General features: G+C 63.7%; 18 protein-coding genes. 5 read left to right on the top strand and 13 right to left on the bottom strand.

Annotated elements, in window-relative coordinates; translation table 11 throughout:
• The 4 genes from KBI52_RS30935 to KBI52_RS30920 all read left to right on the top strand — a co-directional run bounded on the left by KBI52_RS30935 (position 1) and on the right by KBI52_RS30920 (position 3,418).
• Complete coding sequence (locus KBI52_RS30935) at positions 1-1,194, top strand: amidase (protein ID WP_210812712.1); 1,194 nt, start codon at positions 1-3, stop codon at positions 1,192-1,194.
• A 74-nt stretch (positions 1,195-1,268) separates the two neighbouring features.
• The gene (locus KBI52_RS30930) at positions 1,269-2,147 is read left to right on the top strand and encodes an SMP-30/gluconolactonase/LRE family protein (protein WP_173949448.1); all 879 of its coding nucleotides are present in this window, start codon (positions 1,269-1,271) and stop codon (positions 2,145-2,147) included.
• Between the two features lie 5 nt (positions 2,148-2,152).
• Positions 2,153-3,154 (top strand): aldose epimerase family protein, encoded by a 1,002-nt coding sequence (locus KBI52_RS30925; protein WP_210812711.1) that lies wholly within the window; start codon positions 2,153-2,155, stop codon positions 3,152-3,154.
• Positions 3,155-3,241: 87 nt separating this feature from the next.
• The gene (locus KBI52_RS30920) at positions 3,242-3,418 is read left to right on the top strand and encodes a hypothetical protein (protein ID WP_173949446.1); all 177 of its coding nucleotides are present in this window, start codon (positions 3,242-3,244) and stop codon (positions 3,416-3,418) included.
• 28 nt (positions 3,419-3,446) lie between these two features.
• Here the strand turns inward: KBI52_RS30920 and KBI52_RS30915 are convergent, their stop codons facing one another.
• Entirely contained in the window at positions 3,447-5,525 is a 2,079-nt protein-coding gene (locus tag KBI52_RS30915) for a M3 family metallopeptidase (protein WP_210812710.1), read from the bottom strand.
• A gap of 42 nt (positions 5,526-5,567) precedes the next feature.
• Positions 5,568-6,359 (bottom strand): dienelactone hydrolase family protein, encoded by a 792-nt coding sequence (locus KBI52_RS30910; RefSeq protein WP_247654744.1) that lies wholly within the window; start codon positions 6,357-6,359, stop codon positions 5,568-5,570.
• A 193-nt stretch (positions 6,360-6,552) separates the two neighbouring features.
• Here KBI52_RS30910 and KBI52_RS30905 point away from each other — a divergent pair, with 193 nt between their 5' ends.
• On the top strand, positions 6,553-8,571 hold the full coding sequence (locus KBI52_RS30905) for an AI-2E family transporter (RefSeq protein ID WP_173949444.1): 2,019 nt from the start codon (positions 6,553-6,555) through the stop codon (positions 8,569-8,571).
• Positions 8,572-8,577: 6 nt separating this feature from the next.
• Here KBI52_RS30905 and KBI52_RS30900 read toward each other — a convergent pair whose 3' ends face one another.
• From KBI52_RS30900 to KBI52_RS30850, 11 genes are all read right to left on the bottom strand, one after another.
• Entirely contained in the window at positions 8,578-9,405 is an 828-nt protein-coding gene (locus KBI52_RS30900; RefSeq protein ID WP_173949443.1) for an ABC transporter ATP-binding protein, read from the bottom strand.
• Complete coding sequence (locus tag KBI52_RS30895) at positions 9,402-10,259, bottom strand: ABC transporter ATP-binding protein (protein WP_173949442.1); 858 nt, start codon at positions 10,257-10,259, stop codon at positions 9,402-9,404. Before KBI52_RS30895 ends, KBI52_RS30900 begins: the two co-directional genes overlap by 4 nt.
• Positions 10,260-10,261: 2 nt before the next feature.
• The gene (locus tag KBI52_RS30890) at positions 10,262-11,176 is read right to left on the bottom strand and encodes an ABC transporter permease subunit (protein ID WP_173949441.1); all 915 of its coding nucleotides are present in this window, start codon (positions 11,174-11,176) and stop codon (positions 10,262-10,264) included.
• Positions 11,173-12,183, bottom strand: a complete 1,011-nt coding sequence (locus tag KBI52_RS30885) for an ABC transporter permease subunit (protein WP_173949440.1) — start codon at positions 12,181-12,183, stop codon at positions 11,173-11,175. The genes KBI52_RS30890 and KBI52_RS30885 overlap by 4 nt, the downstream gene beginning before the upstream one ends.
• Positions 12,184-12,248: 65 nt before the next feature.
• Positions 12,249-13,850, bottom strand: a complete 1,602-nt coding sequence (locus KBI52_RS30880) for an ABC transporter substrate-binding protein (RefSeq protein ID WP_210812709.1) — start codon at positions 13,848-13,850, stop codon at positions 12,249-12,251.
• A gap of 238 nt (positions 13,851-14,088) precedes the next feature.
• A complete protein-coding gene (locus KBI52_RS30875) occupies positions 14,089-16,005 on the bottom strand; it encodes a response regulator (protein ID WP_210812708.1) in 1,917 nt (638 codons plus the stop codon).
• Positions 16,005-17,726, bottom strand: coding sequence for a response regulator (locus tag KBI52_RS30870; protein WP_210812707.1), 1,722 nt, complete (start codon positions 17,724-17,726; stop codon positions 16,005-16,007). Before KBI52_RS30870 ends, KBI52_RS30875 begins: the two co-directional genes overlap by 1 nt.
• On the bottom strand, positions 17,723-18,799 hold the full coding sequence (gene cheB, locus KBI52_RS30865) for a chemotaxis-specific protein-glutamate methyltransferase CheB (protein WP_371823230.1): 1,077 nt from the start codon (positions 18,797-18,799) through the stop codon (positions 17,723-17,725). The genes KBI52_RS30870 and cheB overlap by 4 nt, the downstream gene beginning before the upstream one ends.
• Before the next feature lie 10 nt (positions 18,800-18,809).
• The gene (locus KBI52_RS30860; RefSeq protein ID WP_210812706.1) at positions 18,810-21,002 is read right to left on the bottom strand and encodes a response regulator; all 2,193 of its coding nucleotides are present in this window, start codon (positions 21,000-21,002) and stop codon (positions 18,810-18,812) included.
• Positions 21,003-21,030: 28 nt separating this feature from the next.
• Positions 21,031-22,707: a methyl-accepting chemotaxis protein gene (locus tag KBI52_RS30855; RefSeq protein WP_210812705.1), complete on the bottom strand. Its 1,677-nt coding sequence runs from the start codon at positions 22,705-22,707 to the stop codon at positions 21,031-21,033.
• Between the two features lies 1 nt (position 22,708).
• Positions 22,709-23,308 carry a chemotaxis protein CheW gene (locus KBI52_RS30850; protein WP_210812704.1) on the bottom strand — a complete coding sequence of 200 codons (600 nt, stop codon included), beginning with the start codon at positions 23,306-23,308 and terminating at the stop codon, positions 22,709-22,711.
• Between the last annotated feature and the right edge of the window lie 2 nt (positions 23,309-23,310).

The following is a 23,310-nucleotide window of genomic DNA, read 5'->3' as shown; positions in this document are numbered from 1 at the left end:
ATGCTCCTCGACCGCGATCCTGCCCATGCTTTCATGCCTTACCCGGCCGTTCCAGTCCCTCATGCCCCGAACGGTCCCCTGTCGGGCCTGACCTTCGCGGCAAAGGACCTGTTCGACGTGGCGGGCTATCCCACCAGTGCGGGATCCCCCCACATGCTGGCCATGTCTGGCATCAAGTCCCGGACCGCTCCCACGGTGCAGAAGCTCCTCGATTCGGGCGCCCGCCTCGTCGGCAAGACGATCACCGACGAACTGGCCTTTTCCATGAGCGGCAAGAACGCCCATTTCGGCACCCCGGTGAACGGCGGAGCGCCCGACCGCATTCCCGGCGGTTCGTCCTCGGGATCTGCGGCGGCCGTCTCGAACGGCTTGTGTGATTTTGCCCTCGGCACCGACACCGGAGGCTCGGTCCGGGCCCCGGCCAGCCATTGCGGCCTCTTCGGCATTCGGCCGACCCATGGGCGCGTGAGCCTCGAAGGCTGCCATGATCTGGCACCTTCCTTCGACACCTGCGGTTACTTCACCCGCGACGGTGCCACCTTCGTCAGGGTCGGCGAGGTCCTGCTCGGCCCTGACAGCCATCCCCTGCCGCAGAGCCCGCGGGTGCTCCTGGCCCAGGATGCGTTCGCTCTGCTCGACAATGACGTGCAGGAGGCGCTGGCGCCAGCCCTGCGCCGGGCGGAGGCCGTGCTGGGCACGCCGGAGCCGGTCGAGGTGGCGGCGGGAGGCTTCACGGCGCTCTACTGGACGATGCGCTACATCCAGAGCCGGGAAGCCTGGACCGTCGACGGTCCGATGATCGAGCGTTACAGGCCACCTCTCGGTCCGGGCGTAGCCGACCGGTTCGCGTTCTCGCAAGCGGTGACCGACGCCCAGGTGACGGAAGCCCAGGTGATCCGGGCGGCGTTCCGCAAACGGTTCGGTGCGCTTCTCGCCCAGGATGCCGTGCTGATTCTGCCGACCATGCCGGACGTCGCGCCGCTGCTCTCGGAGAGCGACGAGGCGCTGAACGACTATCGCAACAATGCCCTGAATCTGCTCTGCCTGTCGGTCCTGTCGGGGCTGCCCCAGGTTTCGATCCCGCTGGCCTCGCGCTCGGGTGCCCCGCTGGGGCTGTCGCTCATGGGGCCTGCCGGCTCGGACATGAGCCTCGTCGCCTTGGCGCAGCGAATTGCAGACAGCGCAACCGACTGATGGGACCCATCCCGCGCGGCCGGAGTTACCGGCAGGAGCGGGGAAGCACACACCGCCTCACAAGGGGGAAAATCATGACACATCCATCCGTTCATCCGGAAACGCCCCATGTGGCGGTCGCGAGCGCCTGCGTCCTGGGAGAGGGACCGGTCTGGGACCACCGCTCGAACACGCTCTTCTGGGTCGACATCAAGAACCCAGGCGTCTGGCGCTACCATCCCGAAACGAAGGAGCATTTCCGCGTCGACGCGCCCGAGCGGGTGGGCTTCATCGCGCTGACGCCCGATGAGGACGTGGTCATCGCCGGATTCAAGTCGGGCCTTGCCCGGTTCAACCTCAGAACCGGCGACGTGCAGCCCCTCGCGTCTCCCGACAGCGACAAGCCGAACAACCGCATCAATGACGGTCACGTTGGGCCGGACGGCGCCATCTATTTCGGCACCATGGACGACGAGGAGAAGGAGGGCTCCGGCGCCTTCTGGCGCTGGGACGGCAAGGAACTGACGCAGTTCCATTCCGGCATCATCGTCACCAACGGACCGGCCTTCAGCCCCGACGGGCAAAGGCTCTATGCGACCGATACCATCGATGGAACAGTTTATGTTCTGGACGCCCAGGGGGGGAAGATCGGCGCTCCGCAACCCTTCGTCCGCTTCGAGGAGGGATGGGCCCATCCGGACGGCATGGCGGTCGATGCGGCGGGCCATGTTTGGGTCTGCCACTGGGGCGCCTCGCGCGTCACGCGCTTCGCGCCGGACGGGTCGGTGGAGCGCATTGTGCCGGTTCCGACGGCCCAGGTGACGAAATGCGCTTTCGGTGGGCCGGATCTGACCACGCTCTACATCACCACGGCTGCCATCGGCCGCGATCCGCATATCGACGTGATGGCCGGTCATCTCTTCAAGGTCGAAACCGGTATCCGTGGCCTGCAGGCGCACATCTTCGAGGGGTAGAAATCATGACGATCGAACGTTTCGGCACCCTCAACGGTCAGGATGTCTTCCAGGTCTCCCTGGAGGGACCCGACGGCATGGCCATGCAGGTTCTCACATGGGGCGCCGTGGTGCGGGATCTGACGGTGCGCCTGGCCGGGGGCTCACAGCGCGTGGTGCTGGGTCTCAATTCCATCGAGGATTACGTCGCCCATTCTCCCTATTTCGGCGCCATCGTAGGGCGGTACGGCAACCGCATCGGGAAGGCGCAATTCACCTTGAACGGCGAGACCTGGCGACTCGATGCCAACGAAGGCGAGAACCAGCTTCACGGCGGCACGACCGGATTCGGCACGCGCCTGTGGACCATCCTCGACCACAGCGCGAGGAGCCTGACCCTAGGACTCGTCTCCGAGGATGGCGACATGGGCTATCCGGGCCGCCTTGTGGCGACCTGCATCTATACGATCCTGCCCGGATCGCGCCTTCGGATCGCCCTCGAGGCGACCAGCGACGAGCCCACGCCCGTCAACCTGACCACGCACGGCTATTTCAACCTGGACGGCAGCCCCGACATCTCCTCGCACGAACTGATGATCGCAGGGGATTTCATCACGCCCACTCGCTCCGATCTCATTCCGACGGGGGAAATCACGGCAGTTGCAGGAACCGACTATGATTTCACGGCACCAAGGCCGGTCCACGGCACTCAGCACACGCTCTACGACATCAACTATGTTCTGCGCGGATCCTATGGCGATCTTCGGCATGCCGCGACCCTCGCCTCACGCCGGAACGGTCTCGCCATGGAATTGTGGACCACGGAGCCCGGCGTCCAGTTCTATGACGGCCATCTGATCGACATCCCGGTCAAAGGCCTGGGGGATGCCCAGTACGGGCGCCATGGCGGGCTCTGCCTTGAGCCGCAGCGTTTCCCCGACAGCCCCAATAAAGCCCATTTTCCATCGTCTATCCTGCCGCCCGGCCAGGTGTCACGGCAGGTGAGCGAACTCCGGTTTGCCGGCTGACCATGGGAACTTTGCTGTAACAGAATTGTTCTTCTTTGTAGGCGTTGCGTTTCCGGTCCGACACGAACCAAGAAGGGACAGTCCCTCATGCCGGTGCTCGATGCGAAAGCCCTGGAGATCGATCCGAAGGGAGCGGCTTTCCTGAAGAGCGTTCTGCGTCCTGTCCCGACGCCGCAGGCGCCGCCCAAAGAAGCGTCCCGCGTCGTCAAGATCCGCTTCTACGCCCTGAAACGGTCAAGGGAGCTCGCGACAGGGTCGGTGTGACGGGCCGCTGCAGGCCCGCCGGCCACGCTCACGCATCTCCGACCACGGCAGCCAATCCGCGCTTGGCGAGAAGGGCGTCTGCCGTGGGCAGGCGCCCGCGGAAGGCCTTATAGGCCTCGGCCGGGTCGCGAAGGTTGCCCGCGGAATAGATGAAGCGCTTCAGCTTGTCCGCCATGTCCCTGTTGAAGGCGTCGCCCGTCTCCTCGAAGGCGGTGAAGGCGTCCGCGTCCAGAACCTCCGACCAGAGATAGCTGTAATAGCCCGAGGAATAGCCGTCGCCGGAGAACACGTGCGTGAAGTGCGGCGTGCGATGGCGCATGATGATCTCGCGCGGCATGCCGATGGACTTCAGTGTCTCCGTCTCGAAGGCCGAGACGTCGAGATTGTTCAGATCCTGGCGCCGGTGCAGCGCGAGGTCGACGAAAGCCGAGGCCAGATACTCGACCGTGGCGAAGCCCTGGTTGAAATTGCGCGCGGCCATGAGGCGCTCGAGCAAATCCTCCGGCAGCGGTTCGCCGGTCCGATAATGAATGGCGTAACGACGAAGGATATCCGCCTGCGAGAGCCAGTGCTCGTAGAGCTGCGACGGCAGCTCCACGAAATCCGTCGAGACAGCCGTGCCCGCGAGCAGCGGGTAGGTCACGTTCGAGAGCAGGCCGTGCAGGCCATGGCCGAATTCGTGGAACAACGTGCGGGCATCGTCAAAGCTCAGGAGCGACGGCTCGCCTGCGGCGCCCTTGGCGAAGTTCATCACGTTGACGATGATCGGCCGGATGTCTCCGGTGAGCCTTTCCTGCGACCGGAAGGCGCTCATCCAGGCGCCGCTGCGCTTGGACGGGCGGGCAAAATAATCCCCGATGAAGGTGCCGATGTGATTGCCGTCCGCATCCACGACCTGCCAGGCGCGGATGTCCGGGTGATAGCGCGGGAAATCCTTCAACTCCTCGAAGCTGAGGCCGAAGAGCCGCTGCGCCGTCTCGAAGGACGCCTCAATGATCCGGTCGAGCTGGAAGTACGGCTTGATGGTCGCCTCATCGAGGTTGTGACGGGCCATGCGGACTTGGTCCGCATAATAGCGCCAGTCCCATGGTTCAATGACGATATTGTCGCCGACCGCCTGTGCCTGCGACTGCAGATCGTCCCGTTCCTCCCTGGCGCGGGCGATCGCCGGCGTCCAGACGTCGTTCAGCAGCTTCTGCACGTTGTCGGGCGTCTTGGCCATCGTGTCGGCGAGCTTGAAGGCGGAGAACGTCTCATAGCCAAGAAGCTTTGCGCGCTCGGCCCGCAGGGCCGCCGTCTCGGCGATGATCGCCTTGTTGTCGGTCGCATCGCCGTTGTCGCCGCGGGACGCCCAGGCCTTGAAGGCCTGCTCGCGCAGGTCGCGCCGCTTTGAGAATTGCAGGAAGGGCTCAATGCTCGACCGGGAGAGGGTGATCACATGCTTGCCCTTCAGCCCGCGCTCCTCCGCAGCCTGCGCGGCCGCCTCGCGGAGAAAGGACGGCAGTCCGTCGAGATCGGCCTCGCCGTCGAGGACGAGTTGATAGGATTTCTCATCGGCTAGGACGTTCTGCGAGAACTGCGTGCCGAGGCTGGCGAGCCGCTCGGTAATGGCGGCGAGCCGCTTCTTGTCGTCTGGTCCGAGCTTCGCTCCGGCGCGCACGAAGATGGTGTGGTAGCGGTCAAGGACGCGGGCCTGCTCGTCTGAGAGTCCAAGACTGTCGCGCTTCTCGTAGAGCGCTGCCACGCGCCTGTAGAGCGCCTCGTTCATGAAGATGCTGTTGCGGTGCTTGGCGAGGACCGGCGCCATCTCGCGTTCCACCGCCTGAATTGCGTCGTTGGTATGCGAGCCGGCCAGATTGAAGAACACGCCGCCAACCTTCTTCAGCGCCTGCCCGCTCGTCTCCAGCACTTCGATGGTGTTGGCGAAGGTGGGCTCCTCCGCATGCCCGGCTATGGCGGCGATCTGCGCCTGCTGTTCGGCAAGCGCCGTCTCGAAGGCTGGCCTGTAATGGTCCGGCGCGATGCTCTCGAAGGGAGGAATGCCGAAGGGCGTGGTCCACTGCGTGAGAAGGGGATTGCCCGCGAGAGCCGCGTCTGAAGCCGTCATGATCGCTCCTGCCTCTGAATCAAGGGCCTAGTCTTAATCGCGTCATCCGTCTGCGGGAAGAGGGCCCGCGCCTGCCGGAGCCGCCGTGCCGACGAGATGCCGCCGGAGGAACGCCAAGGATCGCGCCGTCGCGTCGTCTTCCGCCGCGCCCCTGAAGCCGTGGCCCTGTCCGGGATAGACCTTGATCTCGTAAGGCACGTGCTGCTGGCGCAGGAGCGCCTCGACCGCGTAGGCGTTCGCCACCGGGACGATTGGATCGGCGGAGCCGTGCAGGACTAGGGTCGGCGGCAGCCTGGACGTCGTGGCGATCGCACCCTGCGGCAACGGTCCGAAGTAGTTCACCAGGGCCTTCACGCGCGAGTCTGTGCTCGCGGCCGCAAGCCCCAGCGCAGCTCCGAGCGAGATCCCGACGATGCCGATCCGGTGCGGGTCGACGCCCGGATGACCTGCCGCGAAGGCGAGCGCATCCTGAACCGTGCTCATCCAGGGCATGAAGTTCTGGAACAGGGTGCTGAACGAGGCCCTCCTTTCGCCGGTGCGATCGAGATAATGGACGAGATGAACCTGGTAGCCGGCGGCCGCGACGTCGCGCGCGCCCTCCCGGTATTGGCCATTATAGCTCAGGCCGTCTGCACCATGCAGCATGAGGACGGCTGGACGGGGGGCGGACACGTCCGTCTGGAACGTCTCGACGGCAATGGCCTTGCCGCCGCTCTTGAAACTGTTTCGCTGGGTGATGACGGGCATTGCGCTCGGCTTGCTCTGGAGGGCGTGGGCAGTCGGAGAGGCAGCCAGGGCTGCACCGATCAGGAGATTGCGTCGGGTAAGCGGCATGGGTATCGAGGGTCGGGGATCCGGCGGGGTCCCGACGAGATGGGGGCCGGATACCCGCGCTTGCAGATGGCAAAAGGTCCCAGCTTCGCGCCAGCTGTCGGGCCATATTGCTACGCTCAAGGATCGTTTGCCCATCGAGGGCGTTGTTTGCACGTCGGCGAGAGTGTCTCGCGACTCAGCAGAGATCCCTCGAATGCGTCCTGGCCCCAACACCACGCCCCCCACGGAGACGGAGATCGAACCTCCCGGTGTTCCAGGCCTCTCGGGCCTCATGACCTTGGCCGTCGGGGTCGTGGTGCTGGCCGCCCTCTACGTGGGACAGGATGTCTTCCTGCCTGTCGTGATGGCGATCCTGCTCGCCTTCGTGCTGGCGCCCTTCGTCGAGGTCCTGCGCCGATGGCGCCTCGGCCGCGTGCCGTCCGTCATCATCGCGGTGCTCGTGGCCCTTGGAATCATCATCTCTCTCGGTACCGTCATCGGCTTCCAGCTGGCAGGTCTCGCCAGCGACCTGCCACGCTATCAGACCACGATCGAAACGAAGATCGGGTCCCTGCGCGAGGGAACGCTCGGGAAGCTACCGAGCCTCCTGAAGGATTTCGGCCGCCGCTTCGATCGGGCCGTTGCGGAGCCGCCGCCCGGCCAGGCTCCCGCGTCACCGGCTCCTACGGCAGCGGCACCGGAGCCTCAGGAAACCGGCCCTCTTCCAGTCGAGGTCCATGAACCCGAGCCCACGCCGATGCAGATGGCTCGAGACGTGCTGCTTCCAGTGCTGGAACCGCTCGCCACCATGGGCATCGTTTTCGTGGTTCTCGTCTTCATCCTCATGCAGCGGGAGGATCTGCGCGACCGGATGATCCGCCTGTTCGGGGCGAGTGATCTCCATCGCACGACCGTGGCCATGGACGATGCGGCCCGCCGGCTCAGCCGGTACTTTTTGACCCAGCTCGCCCTGAACACCTCCTTCGGCGTCGTTGCGGCCCTCGGCCTGTGGGCGATCGGCGTGCCGAGCCCGGTCCTGTGGGGCGTTTTCGCGGCACTGATGCGCTTCGTGCCCTATATCGGCTCGTTCCTCGCGGCCCTGCCTCCGATCCTCCTGGCCGCCGCGGTCGATCCCGGCTGGTCCATGGCGCTCATGGCCTTGGCCCTGTTCCTGATCGGGGAACCCCTCATGGGCCATGTGATCGAACCCATCGTCTACGGGCAGAGCACAGGCCTCTCGCCCTTCTCGGTCGTGATCTCGGCGATCTTCTGGACGTGGCTCTGGGGCCCCGTGGGCCTCCTCATCGCTACGCCCCTGACCCTCTGCCTCGTGGTGCTGGGCCGGCATGTGGAGCGTCTGGAGTTCCTCGACGTCCTTTTGGGCGACAGGCCAGCCTTGACACCCGCGGAGAACCTGTACCAGCGCATGCTGGCGGGCGATCCGGATGAGGCTTTGGACTCGGCGGAGCTTCTGCTGAAGGAGCGCTCACTGACGTCCTATTACGACGAGGTCGCGCTGCGAGGGCTACAACTCGCCGCCAACGATGCGACCCGTGGCGTCCTCACCCAGCGCCAGCTCGATCAGGTCAAGGACGTGATCCGGGCCCTCGTGCAGGATCTCGCTCCCCACGACGATGTGGATCCTCATCCGCACGAGACCAAGGACGATCCGGTCGCGGCGCCCGCCAGCGAGAAGCCTGCCAACAAGGAGCCGGCGGTTGTGCCTCCGATCCCGCCTGAGGGCAACATCCCCGATGCCTGGCGAGCCGATGGCGCCATCCTGTGCGTTGCCGGCCGCGGGCCGCTCGATGAAGCGGCCTCCGAGATGCTCTCGCAACTCCTGAACAAGCATGGGCTCGGCACCCGTGTCATCCCGCATTCGGCCGTGTCGCGCCGGGAGATCTTCAATCTCGACATGACAAACGTGCAGATGGTTTGCATCAGCTATCTGGAGATCAGCGGCACGCCGGCCCATCTGCGCTATCTTCTGCGGCGTCTGAAGCAGAAGGCGAAAGCCCCGACCCTGGTCGGTCTCTGGCCGGCAGAGGATGCCGTGCTGAAAAGCGAGACGATGCGCGCCACGCTCGGCGCAAACTACTACGTCTCGTCTCTGAGGGATGCGGTGGTGCAATGCCTGAAGGCGGCGAGTGGCGAGGAAAAGGTCCTGGAACCGGCCAACACACCCGCCGTCGAAGAGACAACGGCAGCCAGGCGGCTGCCGTTGCCGGCATGAGCGCTCTCAGGCGGCCCGCTTGCGTGCCAGCCGCGCTTTGATGCTCGCAGGATCCGCGCGCGGCGTGGCCGCGAAGAGCGTCCTGGTGTAGTCGTGCTTCGGATCGGAGAACACCTCGTCGCGCGTGCCGTATTCGACGGCCTCGCCGAAATACATCACCATCACCTCGTCGGCGATGTAGCGGACCACCGAAAGGTCGTGGCTGATGAAGACGTAGGTGAGGTTGAACTCGTCCTGGAGATCGGCCAGCAGGTTCAGTACCTGAGCCTGGACCGAAAGGTCGAGCGCCGAAACCGGCTCGTCGAGAACGAGCAGGCTCGGATTGAGCATCAGGGCTCGGGCAATCGCGATGCGCTGGCGCTGACCGCCGGAGAACATATGCGGGTAGCGGTTGTAATGCTCTTCGCCGAGGCCGACCTTCTTCAGCATGGCCATGGCGCGATCGCGGCGCTCGTCCGCCGGAACGTTGCCGTGGATCACCAGTGGCGCGCCCAGCACATCGCCAATCTTCTGGCGGGGGTTGAGCGAGCCATAGGGGTTCTGGAACACGATCTGCACTTCGCGCCGAAGGTCCTTCGTGAGATCTCCCTTCGCAATATCGACCTTTTTCCCCTGAATGAAGAGATCGCCGGAGGTTGCCGGGTCGATCAGGGTGAGAATGCGCGCGAGCGTGGATTTCCCGCACCCGCTCTCGCCAACGATGGCAAGGGTTTTGCCCTTGTCCACCGTGAAGCTCACGCCCTTGACGGCGTGAACGGTCCTTCCTTTGGAGAAGAGGCCGCCGGCGACATGATAGTCCCGGACAATATTTCGAGCTTCGAGAACAACACTCATGATACGGCCGCTCCGGCGATCTCGCTTCCGTCCTTGAAATAATCGGCAATGGTCGGCAGGCGGTCGCCCGTCGCATTGTCGGGCAGCGCGGCCAGGAGGGCCTTCGTGTAGTTGCTGCGCGGGTTCTCGAACAGCGACAGCACGTCCGCCTCTTCCATCTTGCGGCCCTTGTACTGGACCACGACACGGTCGGCCGTCTCCGCGACCACACCCATGTTATGGGTGATCATGATCATGCCCATGCCGTGCTCGGCCTGAAGCTTCACGAGAAGGTCGAGGATCTGCTTCTGAATCGTGACGTCGAGCGCCGTGGTCGGCTCGTCGGCGATCAGCAGCTTCGGATTGCACGCGATCGCCATCGCGATCATCACACGCTGGCACTGGCCACCCGACATCTGATGCGGGAACGAGTTCAGCCGCTCGGCAGGATTGGGAATACCGACCGCAGTCAGCAACTCGATGGCCCGCGCGCGCCGCTGCGACCGTCCGAGACCGAGGTGGAAACGCAGGACCTCCTCGATCTGGAAGCCGACCGTATAACATGGATTGAGACTTGCGACCGGCTCCTGGAAGATCATCGCAATGTCCTTGCCGACGATCTTGCGGCGCTCGGAATCCGACATCCGCAGAAGATCGCGGCCGTTGAACGTCATCTTGTCGGCGGTCACCTTGGCCGTCCACGGCAGGAGACCCATGACGGCGAGCATCGACACGGATTTGCCCGAGCCGGATTCTCCGACGATGGCCAGAACCTCGCGCTCGTCGACCTTGAGCGAGACGCCGTCGACCGCCCGGAACATGCCGGCTGAGGTCTGGAACTCAACGACGAGGTTCTCGATTTCGAGAAGTGCCATGGTCAGGACCTCTTCAGTTTCGGATCGAGGGCGTCGCGAAGGCCGTCGCCCAGAAGATTGAAGGCAAGCACCGTGATCAGGATGGCCAGGCCAGGGAAGGTCACGACCCACCAGGCTCGGAGCACGAATTCGCGGGCATCCGCCAGCATGGTGCCCCATTCCGGAGACGGGGGCTGCGCGCCGAGGCCGAGGAACCCGAGCGCCGCTGCGTCCAGAATGGCGGTCGAGATTCCGAGCGACGCCTGCACGATCAGCGGAGCGGTGCAGTTCGGCAGCACCTCCTTGAACATCAGGCGCAACGTTCCCGCCCCGCTCACGCGGGCGGCCGTCACATAGTCCTTGGAGGTCTCGGTGATCACCGCTGCGCGGGCCAAGCGCACGTAATGCGGCAGGATCACAAGGGCTACCGCCAGCATGGCGTTCATCAGGCCCGGGCCCAGAACCGCCACGATCACGATGGCGAGCAGGAGGCTCGGCAGGGTAAGGACGATGTCCATCAGGCGCATGATGAAAATTTCGGTCAGGCCCCGGAAGAACCCGGCGACGAGGCCGAGCACGGTGCCCAACACGATGGAGATCGTCACCACCACGATGCCGATGAGAAGCGACAGCCGCGCGCCGTAGATCATGCGCGAGAGGATGTCCCGTCCGATCGGGTCCGTCCCGAGGGGATAGGCCAGCGAGCCACCCTCCTGCCAGAACGGAGGCTTCAGGGCGATGGAGGTGTCAGTGACATAGGGCGAGTGAGGCGCGAGCACGTCGGCGAGCAGCGCCACGAGCACGACCGCGACGATCACGACGAGGCCGGCAACGGCTCCATGATTGGCGCTGAAGTAGCTCCAGAACTCGCGGAGGGGGTGGGGAGGGGTGGCCGTGGGAGCGGCGACGGCCGGAGCTTCCATGGTTTCAGTGGTCATCGCGTATGCCTGATGCGAGGATTGATAAGCCCGTAGGCAAGATCGACGAGAAGATTCACGCTCATGACGACAACGCCCAGCAGAAGGGCACCGCCCTGCAGCACCGGATAATCGCGCCGGAAGATGGCATCGATGAGCCATTTGCCGACACCGGGCCAGGAAAAGATGGTTTCGGTCAGGATGGCGCCGGTGAACAGCACGCCTACCTGCAGGCCGATCACCGTCACGACCGGGATCAGGGCGTTGCGCAGGGCATGCAGAGCCACGATCCGGAGCCGCGGGAGGCCCTTGGCCTTGGCGGTGCGGATGTAGTCCTCACCGAGCACTTCCAGCATGGCCGAGCGGGTCATGCGGGCGATCACCGCCAGGGGCACGGTGCCGAGAACGATGGTGGGCAGGATCAGGTGGTTCACCGCCGACCAGAAGGCCTCCGGCTCATCGGACAGCAGCGTGTCGATCAGCAGGAAGCCCGTGATCGGCTCGATGTAATAGAGGACGTCGATCCGGCCCGAGACGGGTGTCAGATCGAACTGCACCGAGAACACGAGGATGAGGATGAGGCCCCACCAGAAGATTGGCATGGAGTAGCCGGTCAGCGATATGCCCATCACGCCGTGATCGAAGATAGAATTTCGTCGGATGGCCGCAATGATGCCTGCCGGAAGACCGAACACGAGAGCGAAGATGATGGCGCAGAGCGCCAGTTCGACCGTCGCCGGGAACAGCGACGAAAACTCGTTGATGACGGGCTCCTGCGTGATCATCGACTTGCCGAGATCGCCCTGCAGAACGCGCGTGAGGTAGATCCCATACTGAACGATGATCGGCTTGTCGAAGCCGTATTCCTTACGGAGCTGTTCGTGGCGGGCGGGGTCGATGCCGCGCTCGCCGGCGAGTGTTTCGATTGGATCGCCCGGCACCAGGCGGATCAGGAAGAAGGCCAGCAGCGTGATCCCGATGAAGGTCGGAATGATCAGGCTGACGCGGGTCAAAATGAATCTGAGCATCGTCTGAACATAAAAAGGCGGAGCGGCTCGAAAAGCCGCTCCGCCATAGGGTTGAAGGGATTAGCTTACTTGCCCTTGAGGTCCACGCCGTAGAAGGTGTGGCGGCCAAACGGCGAGAGCTTGAAATCCACGACTTCCTTGCGGACCGGCTTCAGCTGAACGGCGTGAGCGATCGTGAACCACGGAGCCTGCTCCTTGAAGACCTTCTGAGCTTCTTCATAGAGCTTGGTGCGCTCGGCCTGGTTCGTCACGACCTTCGCCTTCGTGACGAGATCGTCGAACGGCTTGTAGCACCACTTGGCGATGTTCGAACCCGAAGCGCTCTGCGCCGAGGCGCAGCCGAGCAGGGTGTGCAGGAAGTTGTCCGGATCACCGTTGTCGCCGGTCCAGCCGAGCTGAGCCATCTGATGCTCGCCGGCCTGGGCCCGCTTGCGGTACTCGCCCCATTCGAAGCTCTTGATCTCAGCCTTCACGCCGATCTTGGCGAGGTCGGCCTGCATGAGCTCGGCGATGCGGCGCGCATTCGGATTGTAGGGGCGCTGAACCGGCATGGCCCAGAGGTCGGTCTCGAGACCGTTGGGGTATCCGGCCTCGGCCAGGAGCTTCTTGGCCGCTTCAGGGTTGTACTCGTCGTCCTTGATCGACTTGTTGTACGACCACATGGAGGGCGGGATCGGGTTCGTGGCGGGAACTCCCGAGCCGAGGAACACGGCGTCGACGATCGCCTTCTTGTTCATGGCCATATTGAAGGCCTTGCGGACACGAACGTCGTCGAAGGGCTTCTTCGTGGTCTGGTAAGCGAGGTAGCCGATGTTGAGGCCAGCCTGCTCCATGACCGTGACGTTCGGATCCTTCTTCATGGCCTCGAGGTCAGCCGGGTTCGGATACGGCATGACGTGGCATTCGCCCTTCTGGAGCTTCGCCCAGCGGACGGAGGCATCCGGGGTGATGGCGAACACGAGATCGTCGAGCTTCGCCTTGCCGCCCCAATATTCCGGGAAGGCCTTGAAGCGGACGATGGCGTCCTTCTGGTACTGAACCAGGTAGAACGGGCCCGAGCCGATCGGCTCTTGGTCGATCTTCTCCGGAGTGCCGGCCTTCATCATCGCATCGGCGTATTCCTTCGACTGGACGCCGGCCCACTGCATGGCCAGGTTCGACAGGAAGGGGGCCTCGGGCCGGTTGAGCGTGATGCGGACGGTGTAGTCGTCCATCTTCTCCACCGACTTCAGCAGCGACGGCATGCCCATGTCGGTGAAGTAGGAATGGTTCGGGCTCGTCACCTTGAAGTAAGGATTGTCTTCCTTCCACTGACGCTCGATCATGAACACGATGTCGTCGGCGTTCAGGTTGCGGGTCGGCTTGAAGTTCTTGTTGGAGTGGAACTTGGCGTTCTTGCGCAGGTGGAAGGTGTAGACCGTGCCGTCAGCCGAAATGTCCCACTTCTCGGCGAGGCCCGGGACCACCTGGGTGCCGCCGCGCTCGAAATCCACGATGTTGTCGTAGATGTGCTCGTTCACGTCGAAGGACGTACCGGTAGTGTTGATGCCGGGATAGAAGTTTTCCGGGCTGCCCTCGGAGCAGTAGACGAGGGTTTTGGCGGCCAGCGGAGCGGCGGCCAGGAAGGCCGGAACGCAGATGGCTGCGAAAAGGGCTGATTTTTTCATTACCTAGTCCTCTGAGACGGCTCTACTCGTGGCCGTTCTGTGACGGAGTTAAGGTGCGAAGCCCCGATAATGTCAATCTGTCCATGCAACAATGGATAACTTTTAAAGAAAATTAACCATTTTCGATCTCGAAGGCAGCCAAAATCGGGGGCGAAGCGTCAACTTTCCGCGATTTCGGGCCGTTTTCGGCCAAATTTGCTCAAGAGCGACTGTGCACAACCCGCCCCGGATGCCTCTCTCAGGCGGAGAGGCTTTGATCCTGCCCGCGGCGGGCCGCTTCGGTCACCTTGATTGCCAAGTCGGCGCGGCTGAAGGGCTTGTGGAGCATCAGATAGCTCTCCGGAAGCCGTTTGGGATCAGCATACCCGGTCACGAGCAGGATCCCCAGATTGGGCCGAATCTCGCGAGCCTGATCTGCCAAGTCGGTTCCCGTCATGCCGGGCATTGCAAAATCAGCGATGAGGAGGTCGAGGTGATTGTCCGCCTTCAGGATGTCGAGGGCCGATGATCCGTCCGCAGCTTCAACAACCCTATGTCCCATTTCGGTCAAATAGGCAGCGGTCACGGTTCTCACTTCCGCATCGTCATCGACGAGCAGGATGCGCACCCTAGGGGAGGCCGCCGCAACGGCTTCTTTGACTTGGCCCCCCTTCTCAGGCTCGACGACCGCCCGGGACAGGTATAGCTCGACCGTCGTCCCTTCTCCGACCTTGCTTCGGATCGTGACCGTGCCGCCGGATTGCTGGGCCAGCCCATAGACCATCGGGAGGCCGAGACCTGTTCCTTTGCCGACCTCCTTGGTGGTGAAGAACGGCTCGAGCACCCTGGTCAGCACCTCCGGCGGAATGCCGCTGCCGGTGTCCGTGACGGAGATCACCACGTACTCACCTCCGCTCAATTCGGGGATCCGGCCCTCGTCCATCGTCTCGTTGCGGGTCGAGAGCGTGAGAATCCCGTTCTCGGCCATGGCATCACGAGCATTGATGCACAGGTTGAGAATCGCGAGTTCGAGCTGATCCGGATCGACCGTGGCCGCCCAGAGACCATCGTGAAGACGCCGCTCGATCCGGATGACGCCGCCGAGCGTTCGCGTCAGAAGGTCATCCATGCCGGTGATGACCTGGTTCACGTCCACGGTCTGCAGCCGCAGGTCGCGCTGGCGGCTGAAGCTGAGCAGCCGCTGGGTCAGGGAGGCGCCGCGTTCCGCCGCATAGGTGGCGTTCTGCAGCAGCCGGGTCAACCGGGGGTCGTCGGGTGCACGGCGCGAGGCGAGATCCAGACTTCCGAGGACGGCCATCAGGAGGTTGTTGAAATCGTGTGCGACGCCGCCGGCAAGCGTGCCCAGGGCCTGCATCTTGTCCGCCTGCCGCAGACGCATCTCCATCAGCTTACGCTCGGTGACGTCGCGCTCGATGGTGGCGAGATTGGAAACACTTCCCGCCTCGTTGAGGATCGGGATGTGATTGATCAGGAACCATTGCGTCGTACCGTCGGGAGCAATCCGCTCCTCGAACACTTCATCGGGAGCTCGTGCCGCGATCGCTCGCCGCTCCGCCTCCTCGATCATCGTGGCTCGCTCCGGTGCCACGTAGTCCCGCTCCTTACGCCCCAGGCAATCCTCCGAATGGCAGCCGAGGCTTCGTGCCTTGCTGGCGTTGAGGCGGACAAAACGCCCGTCCAGATCTTTGAACGAGATGAGGTCGCCCGTGCTTTCCATCAGCCCGCGCAGGAGTGCGCGCTCCGTATCGAGCTTACGGGCCAGCACGCGCCGCTGGTAGGCCGCAGCGACCATGTTCGAGAGGGCGGCTGGATCCCAGGGCTTTGGAACATAGGCCATGATCCGGCCTTTGTTCACCGCACCGATGACCGCTTTGAGATCCGCATAGCCGGTGAGAAGGATCGCATCGGCATCGGTCTCATGGCGGGCCTTGGCAAGGAACTCGTCACCCTGCATCTCGGGCATGCGCTGATCCGAGATGATGATGGCGATGTCGGGCTCGTGACGGATGATGTCGAGCGCTTGGACCGGCGATGAGGCCGTCAGAACCCGATAGTCGTTCTCGAATAGATCTTCGAGCGCGATCAGGATGTCCGGCTCGTCGTCGACGACCAGGATCGTACCATTGGTTGCAGTCATCTCGCTCGACAAGGTCATCAAACAGTATGCCTCGGGATCGTGATCGTGAAGCGGGCGCCTCCCGGAGAGCCTGAATCCACGGCAATCGACCCTTTGTGGGCCTGAACGACGCTATAAGCGATAGCCAGGCCGAGTCCAGTTCCAGACCCAACGGGCTTAGTGGTGAAGAACGGTTCGAAGATGCGCTCCCGCAATTCCCCCGGAATGCCCGGCCCCGAATCGCTGATCTTGATGGTATAGGTTGTCTCGTTGCTCTCAGTTTCAATGTCTATGCCGCCGGTTCCCTTGATCGCATCGGCGGCATTGCCGACGATGTTCATGACGACCTGGTTCAGAAGAGCTGGTGAGCAGTACAGGTCGGGGACGGCGTTGTAATGGCGGCGTACGTCGATCCGGGTGCCAAGCTTGTGGCCCAGGAGAGCCAGGACGGTCTCAATGGACTCCGGAACATTGACGATCTGGAAGTCACCCTCGTCCAGACGGGAAAATCGTCTTAAGTTGAGCACGAGTTCCTGGATGCGGGCAAGGCCGAGCTTCATTGCGGCGACCCGATCGCGCGACTTCTGCACCTGCCGCTCGAGTCCTGCCTCTGGAGGGAGTCTCGCGGCGATTTCGGCAAGTAGCCTCTCCACGGTTCCCTGATGCGCCTGAATGAAGGCAAGCGGATTGTTGATCTCATGGGCGATACCCGCCACCAGTTCCCCGAGGGAAGCCATCTTGGCCGCCTGAACCAGCTGTGCCTGGGTGCCTTTCAGGAGATCGTTGGCTTCAGCAAGCTCATTGTTGGCTTTGGCCAACGCTTCCGCCGAGGCGGCCTCCGCCCGCGCCTTTGCGAGAGCCAGTTCGCGCTCGCGCAGTTCCGCCTCGATCCGCCAATTCTCGTCCTGCATCAGTTTGCGCCGGACGAGGGCACGGATGCGCACGCGCATCACATCGGCTTCCACCGTAGAGGGAACAATGTCATCCACGCCAGCCGCAAAAGCACGCGCAAGCAGATCCCCGCCCTCTTCATTGCCCAAACCGACAACGGCAAAGCTTGGCGCATCCGTGCCCGGCAACGACCCGAGACCGCGATAGAGGTTGAGCTGGCGGCACAATTCGATTCCATCGAAGCCTGGGCTCAGCAGATCGACCAGAATACAGTCCCACGTGGCATCCGGCGCGCGAACCAGCCGGAGGGCATCGACCGGCTCCGCGGCCGGGGTCACGGCATAGCCTTCATGGGCCAGCATGTTCTGGAGGTAGGTCCGGTGTGTCAGGCTGTCGTCGATGATCAGGATGCAAGCCCGGCGGAAGGTGCCGAAGCTCGGCGATTCCCGCTCGTCCCTGGAGTCGCCCAAGGGAGACGAACGCCGGCGCAGCAAAGCCTTGATCCGCAGGATGATCAGTTCCTGCTCGGCGGATTTCGAGATGTATGCATCCGCCCCGCTTTCCAGGCCCTGGCGCTCGACGCCCCGTTCCCGCGCTTCGGTCAGCATGATCACAGGGATCGCACGCGTGCGCACGTTGAGGCGCATCTGGCGGGTCAACTCGTCTCCGTTCATGCCGGGCAGATGGTAATCGGCGATGACGAGGTCGGGCAGCTTCTCGTTCAGACTATCGAGGGCTGCTTCGGCCGTGGAACGCCAGGAGACGCTGAAGCCGTTCGTCTCGAGCATGTGACGCAACTGCAGGGCCTGAGTTTCGGAATCTTCCACCAGGAGGATGGAGGCGGCCTGCGCAAGGGATCCCGTGCTCATTCACCGTCTCCTCGCGCGAGCCTTAGGATCCGGGGGGCAATCAGGTCGAGAGGCAGGCTCACATTGACGCCGCCCATCCGGGCCGCAGCGGCCGGCATGCCATAGACTACGGCGGTGCTCTCATCCTCCGCCAGCCCAAAGCCCCCCGCCTGACGCAACTCGACGAGGCCCTGCGCGCCGTCTTCCCCCATACCGGTGAGAATGACCCCGAGCCCTCGTCGTCCTGCCGATCGCGCCATCGACTGGAACAGCATGGTGGCGGACGGCCGCTGATTGCTTAGAGGTGGCTCGCCGCTCACCCTCAGGGTGCCGGCAGGTGACAACAGCAGATGCCGGTCGCCGGGGGCCACATAAACATGGCCGGCCGTCGGGATCTCCTGGTCCTGCGCCAAGCGGACTTTCAAAGGCATCAGCCCGTTCAGCCACGAGGCGAAGCCCTCCATGAACGGAGCCCCCATATGCTGGACGAGGAGGATCGGCAGTGGAAAGTCTTCAGGGAAAGCACTCAGGACCTTGGCAAGAGCGGGCGGACCGCCTGTGGAGGCGGCGATCCCCATGATGCTCGGGCGCATCGCACTCCATTCGGGATCGCGTCCGGAAGCCGAAGCGGTGCTCCTCTCCCGCCAGGGTGCGAACGAGCGCTGCCGCACCACAGGCACCTGGCTCATGATATAGAGCTGAGTGCAGATGGTGCTGGCGATGCCTGCGTAGCCGTCACTCGAGAGGCCGACAGGCTTCTCCACCACCGTGAGTGCGCCGGCCCGGAGCGCATTCATGGAGATCTTGAGAGAGGAATCCTCGATGCTGTCGGCGATGACGACGATCGGCGTCGGGTGCTCCGACATAATCCGACGCGTCGCCTCCAACCCATCCATCCCCGGAAGGCGGATATCCATCGATACAACGTCAGGCTGCACGCGACCGATTTCCCGCAGCGCCTCCTCGGCGGAGCCGACGGCCGCGGCGACCACGAGGCGAGGATCGCTGGCGATGATATGGACGAGCAGCTGCCGGACGACGAGAGAATCCTCGACGACCATTACCCGGATCCGCGAAGGAGACGCCATACTCATCGCCTGACACTCACAATACCTGCCCGATCGTCGCCAAGAGCTCGCGCTGATCGAACTTCTGCTTGGTAATATAGGCGCTCGCGCCCAGATCGAGACCCCTGCGGACATCTTCGGGGTCCGCGCGCGACGTCATGAGGATCACGGGAAGGGTCGACAGCCGCGGGTCGTTCTTGATCGCCTGCAGCAGACTGAAGCCGTCCATGCGGGGCATCTCCACATCGGCGATCACGAGATCGACCATGGCCTCACCCGAGCGCAGCACGTGAAGGGCATCGATTCCGTCAACGCTGAGGAGAACCTCATAACCCTGGGCTTCCAGGATACTCTTCTCGAGGGTGCGCGTCGTGATGGAATCGTCGACCACGAGAATTGACCTTGCTCGGCGCTCCTCCTCGGGAGCCCGATGGGCGAGTCCCAAACCGCCCGCTGCAAGCCTGCTCTCGTTCCGTATCCAGTGCTCGACCAACTTGTCCGGACTCAGGACGAGAGCCGGCAGCTCATTGTCGAGAAACGTGGTGCCTGAGACCAGTTCGGTCAGCCCGATCGCTTGGACATCGCTAACCAGCATCGTACGGACATCATGGAATGCATTGACGGCGAGCGCGCAAGAGCGCGAACCATGGCGGACGAGCACGGCCTTCACGTGTCCTGCCTCGGAGGGGAGGGGGGCATTCGGAGATCCTGTCAGGGCTGCCAGGGTGACGACTGGAACGACAACGTCCTGCCCCCCGATCTCGATCCGCGCCGTGGGGCGGCCTTCCACGCTTTCTAGCGCATTGGCAGGCAGCCGCAGGAGGCGCTCCACCGCATGGGAGGGCAGGCCGAACATCCGCTCCTCGGCTTCCAACAGGAGAAGCGGCTGGCGCGCCGCCGTGAGGGGAACGTTCAGCAGAACCTCCGTTCCATGTGGGTAGCGCGGCCGGAGGAGAACGGAACCCTGCAGCTTTCGGACAGCCTCAGCGACGACGGAGAGGCCGATCCCCCGGCCCGACAGCCGATCGACTTCGTCCGCAGTCGAGAAGCCAGGCGTGAAGACAAGGGAGAGCAACTGGTCGATCATGGGCGGTGGATGGCCCAGATCGCGGCGCTGAAGCAGCCCTCGATCGACGGCGACCCGCTCGATCCGACGGAGATCCGGGCCGCGCCCGTCGTCACGAATGCTGATGGCAAGCCGTCCGCCACGGGAGGCGAGTTCAAGGGTCACCTCGGCCCGCTCGGGCTTGCCTTTGGCTCTTCGCTCATCCGGCGGCTCGGCCCCGTGGCTCACCGCATTGCGCAAGAGGTGCATCACGGGATCCTTGAGGGCCTGAAGCACCTGCCGGTCCACTTGGACGTCGAGGCCGATGCTGCGCACGTTCACATCCCGGCCGGCTTTGCGCGCGATCTCGCGCACCATGTGGCCGAATCCGCCGAAAACCGTTTCCGCCGAGACCAGGGAAACACGGTCGATATTGTCGCGGACCTGACGGGCGGCCTGCTCGACCGACCAGCTGGACTGCCGTCTGTCGCGTGACAGGGCAGACACCCTGCGAAACAATGCTTTCAGACCTTGATCGAAATCGCGCAAGCGCGGGAGGAAGGATGGTCCGCCGCGGCTCTGCTGCGTTGGAGATGCCAGGGCATTCACCTGTGCGTGTAGGTGATCCCAGCTCCTCCTCAGGCCGCGGATCTCCAACTCGATCTGCCGCAACGCGTCATCGATTCCCGCATCGGCTTGAAGCTCTGCCAAAAGCTGGTGCATGGAATCGGAGAGTTCCTCCATCTGTTCAGCAGAAACGCGAAGATAAGACCCTGAGCCGGCATCGGCGGCGTCTGTCGTGGGAGCTCTCGGTTCGGATGCGAGCGATGCCGGGTTTGGCGCCGGAGTCGACACCGCCTGTGTGGGTTCCGGCTTCAGGACGTTCGCAACGAGATCTTCGATGAGATCAAGGCTTTGCCGCACCGTCGCGACGGTCGGTTCGTCCAGGGATTGTTGCCCGTCGAGCACGTGGGAAAAGAGCGCTTCGAGTTGGTGTGCGACCTCCTCCACGGACGGCAGGTCGACGGCGCGGGCGGCGCCTTTGAGGCTGTGCGCCCGCCGGAAGACGTCCGTCAGGTCGATTTCCCCGCCGCCCATGTGGTCGAGGGCCGTTCGGATCGCCTGAAGATGCTCGCGGTGCTCCGCTTCGAAGGCTGCCAGCAGCTGCTTGCGGATATCCGTCACGATAGGGGGCTCTCCATCGCTCAGCCGCTTACAGACGATAGCGCTCGGCGAGGCCGAGCAGCTGCTGCGCAAGGCTGGACAAGTTGGCGGCTGCCGTATCGAGCTGGCGCGTGCCGGCGGCGGTCTGCTGGCTGGCTTGACGGATGTTCTGGAGAGCGCCCATCACCTGCTCGATGCCGAGTTGCTGCTGGTTCGTCGAGGCGATGATCTGCTGGAAGGTCTGGACGCTCTCCTGGATCTGGCCGGAGATCCCGGTGATGGTTTGCTGTGTGATGTCCGTCCGCTCCTTGCCGGCGGCAACGCGCTTGACCGCTTCCTCCGTGAGCATGACGGACGAATTGATGCCGCGCTGAATGTCACCCAGGATCGAGCGCACCTGCAGGGTCGCATCCTTGGCCTGATCGGCAAGAGTCTTCATCTCAGACGCGACCACTGCGAAGCTGCGCCCGTTCTCGCCCGCTGCAGCGGCTTCGATGGCTGCATTGAGGGCGAGAAGATGCGTACGCTCGGAAATGTCGTTGACCGACGCGATGATCTCGCCGACGGCCTGCGTCTTCTCGCTCAAGGCGACGATGTTTTCCGCAACCGCCTCCGCCTGCTCGCGGATGGCATCCATTGCACGTGCGGTTTCCTCCACGGCCTGCAATCCTGAGATGCTGGTCTGCGCAGCAGCCTGCGCGGATGCGATGACTTCCTGCGCACGCTTGCCGATCTGGGTACCCGAATGCGTGATCTCGTCTACGGTCGCAGCGGTTTCCTGAACGGCTGCCAACTGCTCTTCGACCGACGCAGCCTGCTCCTGGGTCGAGGCACGGATCTCCGCAGCTGCCGCGTTCAGGTTCTCTGTCGCCTCGCGGCTCTGCTGGGCAAGCTGACGTAGGCCCTCGACCATGGTATTGAGGGTTGCGCCGAGATGGCCGATCTCGTCCTTGCCCGTCACTGCCATCTGGCCCCCCAATTCGCCCCGCCCAACCCGCTCGACGAAGTTCATGAAGACGCCGAGCGGTCCCGTGATGGACGAGCGCAGTGCGTAGGTAATGAGGATGCTCAGAAGCGCAGCGCCCGCCACGGCCAGGATGATCGACATCCGGCTCTGCTCATAAACCTCAGCGATCCGCCTCTGTCCGATCGTGATCGCTTCGCCCAGGACGCTACGGGCTTGAACCAGGTTTCTGTTCCAGGACTCGCGGCTGGCGTTCAGAGCGTTCTGTGTCGCCGCCACCCCTGCCAGATCGTTGCTCTGCTCTGCTGCGAACTGCCTTTCCGTCGATGAGCGGAGCTGGCGCAGGTCTCCACTGGCACGGTTGAGGATCTCGGTGATGCGACGCCAGGCTTCCGCTCTCTGGGAGGTGATCGAACGCGCGGCGAAATCGTTCACGGTTGTAAGCGCCTGCGCCATCGAGGCTTCGGCTGCGGCGGCCTGCTGCTCCCAGGAGCGCGCCAGATCGTCCCCGGCTGCCTGCTGCTGCCCGAGGGAGCGCAGGTAGAAGCGGGAGAGGATTTCCTCCCGTAGTCCACGCATGTTGTTCTGCAGATCGCCAAGATCTTCAATCTGACGCATCAAGGCGAGATCGCGTGTCACGATCGTCTCAGTCGACTGTCGGACGTCGTCGAGCTGATTGATGGCATAGATGCCGAGGCCGATCATCAGCGCGACGATGACGGCGAAGCCGAGAAGAATGCGATTGGCGATCGAGATCGTCACGTTAGACTCCAGGAACAGAAGCTGCAGGCAGGAAGGGGCGCAAGAGGCCCTCGACATCGAGAAGGGAGAGTGTTTCCTCGCGATCCGCATCCTCGGACTGGACCTTGCCATACCCGGTGACGGCGTCGTTGTGGAAGCTTGCAGCCTCCTCTCCCATTAGCGGAAGAACGTCCGCGACGGCGTAGGCCCGCTCGACCCGGAGGGCGACTTGCGGGTGTTCACGACGCAGCAGGACGAAATGATGGTTCTCGTAATCCGGAGAGGTGGGTTCGAGGCCCAGGGCTAGGCCAAGATCGATCACGCTCACAAGCCTGCCGCTCCGCCCGAACAAGCCAACCAGAGCCGGCGGTCCATCGGGAACGGGCATGCAGCTTTGAGGCGGCAGAACCTCCGCGATGGCATCGATCGGAAGACCGAAACGCTCCCGGCTTGCGCCGCATATCAGGGCGCGGGGTAAAGCTTCCGCCGGACTGTCCGCTGCATCCCTTCGACCCGCGAGACGTTCCGTCCGCTCGTCGAAGATCTGCTGCGTGCGCTCTTCAACGGTTCGAATCCGGGCCCGTTCAATCTGCCTCAGCTTGCGACGCACCGATCTCGCCATGC

Source organism: Microvirga sp. HBU67558 (genome assembly GCF_018069605.1).
Lineage (GTDB): Bacteria > Pseudomonadota > Alphaproteobacteria > Rhizobiales > Beijerinckiaceae > Microvirga > Microvirga terrae.
Note: the sequence above shows the minus strand (reverse complement) of the source record. Positions and strands in the feature narration are given on the sequence as shown.

What these genes read in the sequence shown, in the direction of transcription:
- KBI52_RS30935 (WP_210812712.1), top strand. Translation starts at nt 1, where the DNA reads ATGCTCCTCGACCGCGATCCTGCCCATGCTTTCATGCCTTACCCGGCC.
- KBI52_RS30880 (WP_210812709.1), bottom strand. Translation starts at nt 13,850, where the DNA reads ATGAAAAAATCAGCCCTTTTCGCAGCCATCTGCGTTCCGGCCTTCCTG.
- cheB (WP_371823230.1), bottom strand. Translation starts at nt 18,799, where the DNA reads ATGAGTATGGCGTCTCCTTCGCGGATCCGGGTAATGGTCGTCGAGGAT.
- KBI52_RS30885 (WP_173949440.1), bottom strand. Translation starts at nt 12,183, where the DNA reads ATGCTCAGATTCATTTTGACCCGCGTCAGCCTGATCATTCCGACCTTC.
- KBI52_RS30900 (WP_173949443.1), bottom strand. Translation starts at nt 9,405, where the DNA reads ATGAGTGTTGTTCTCGAAGCTCGAAATATTGTCCGGGACTATCATGTC.
- KBI52_RS30890 (WP_173949441.1), bottom strand. Translation starts at nt 11,176, where the DNA reads ATGACCACTGAAACCATGGAAGCTCCGGCCGTCGCCGCTCCCACGGCC.
- KBI52_RS30895 (WP_173949442.1), bottom strand. Translation starts at nt 10,259, where the DNA reads ATGGCACTTCTCGAAATCGAGAACCTCGTCGTTGAGTTCCAGACCTCA.
- KBI52_RS30915 (WP_210812710.1), bottom strand. Translation starts at nt 5,525, where the DNA reads ATGACGGCTTCAGACGCGGCTCTCGCGGGCAATCCCCTTCTCACGCAG.
- KBI52_RS30875 (WP_210812708.1), bottom strand. Translation starts at nt 16,005, where the DNA reads ATGACCTTGTCGAGCGAGATGACTGCAACCAATGGTACGATCCTGGTC.
- KBI52_RS30930 (WP_173949448.1), top strand. Translation starts at nt 1,269, where the DNA reads ATGACACATCCATCCGTTCATCCGGAAACGCCCCATGTGGCGGTCGCG.
- KBI52_RS30870 (WP_210812707.1), bottom strand. Translation starts at nt 17,726, where the DNA reads ATGAGCACGGGATCCCTTGCGCAGGCCGCCTCCATCCTCCTGGTGGAA.
- KBI52_RS30905 (WP_173949444.1), top strand. Translation starts at nt 6,553, where the DNA reads ATGCGTCCTGGCCCCAACACCACGCCCCCCACGGAGACGGAGATCGAA.
- KBI52_RS30850 (WP_210812704.1), bottom strand. Translation starts at nt 23,308, where the DNA reads ATGGCGAGATCGGTGCGTCGCAAGCTGAGGCAGATTGAACGGGCCCGG.
- KBI52_RS30925 (WP_210812711.1), top strand. Translation starts at nt 2,153, where the DNA reads ATGACGATCGAACGTTTCGGCACCCTCAACGGTCAGGATGTCTTCCAG.
- KBI52_RS30910 (WP_247654744.1), bottom strand. Translation starts at nt 6,359, where the DNA reads ATGCCGCTTACCCGACGCAATCTCCTGATCGGTGCAGCCCTGGCTGCC.
- KBI52_RS30920 (WP_173949446.1), top strand. Translation starts at nt 3,242, where the DNA reads ATGCCGGTGCTCGATGCGAAAGCCCTGGAGATCGATCCGAAGGGAGCG.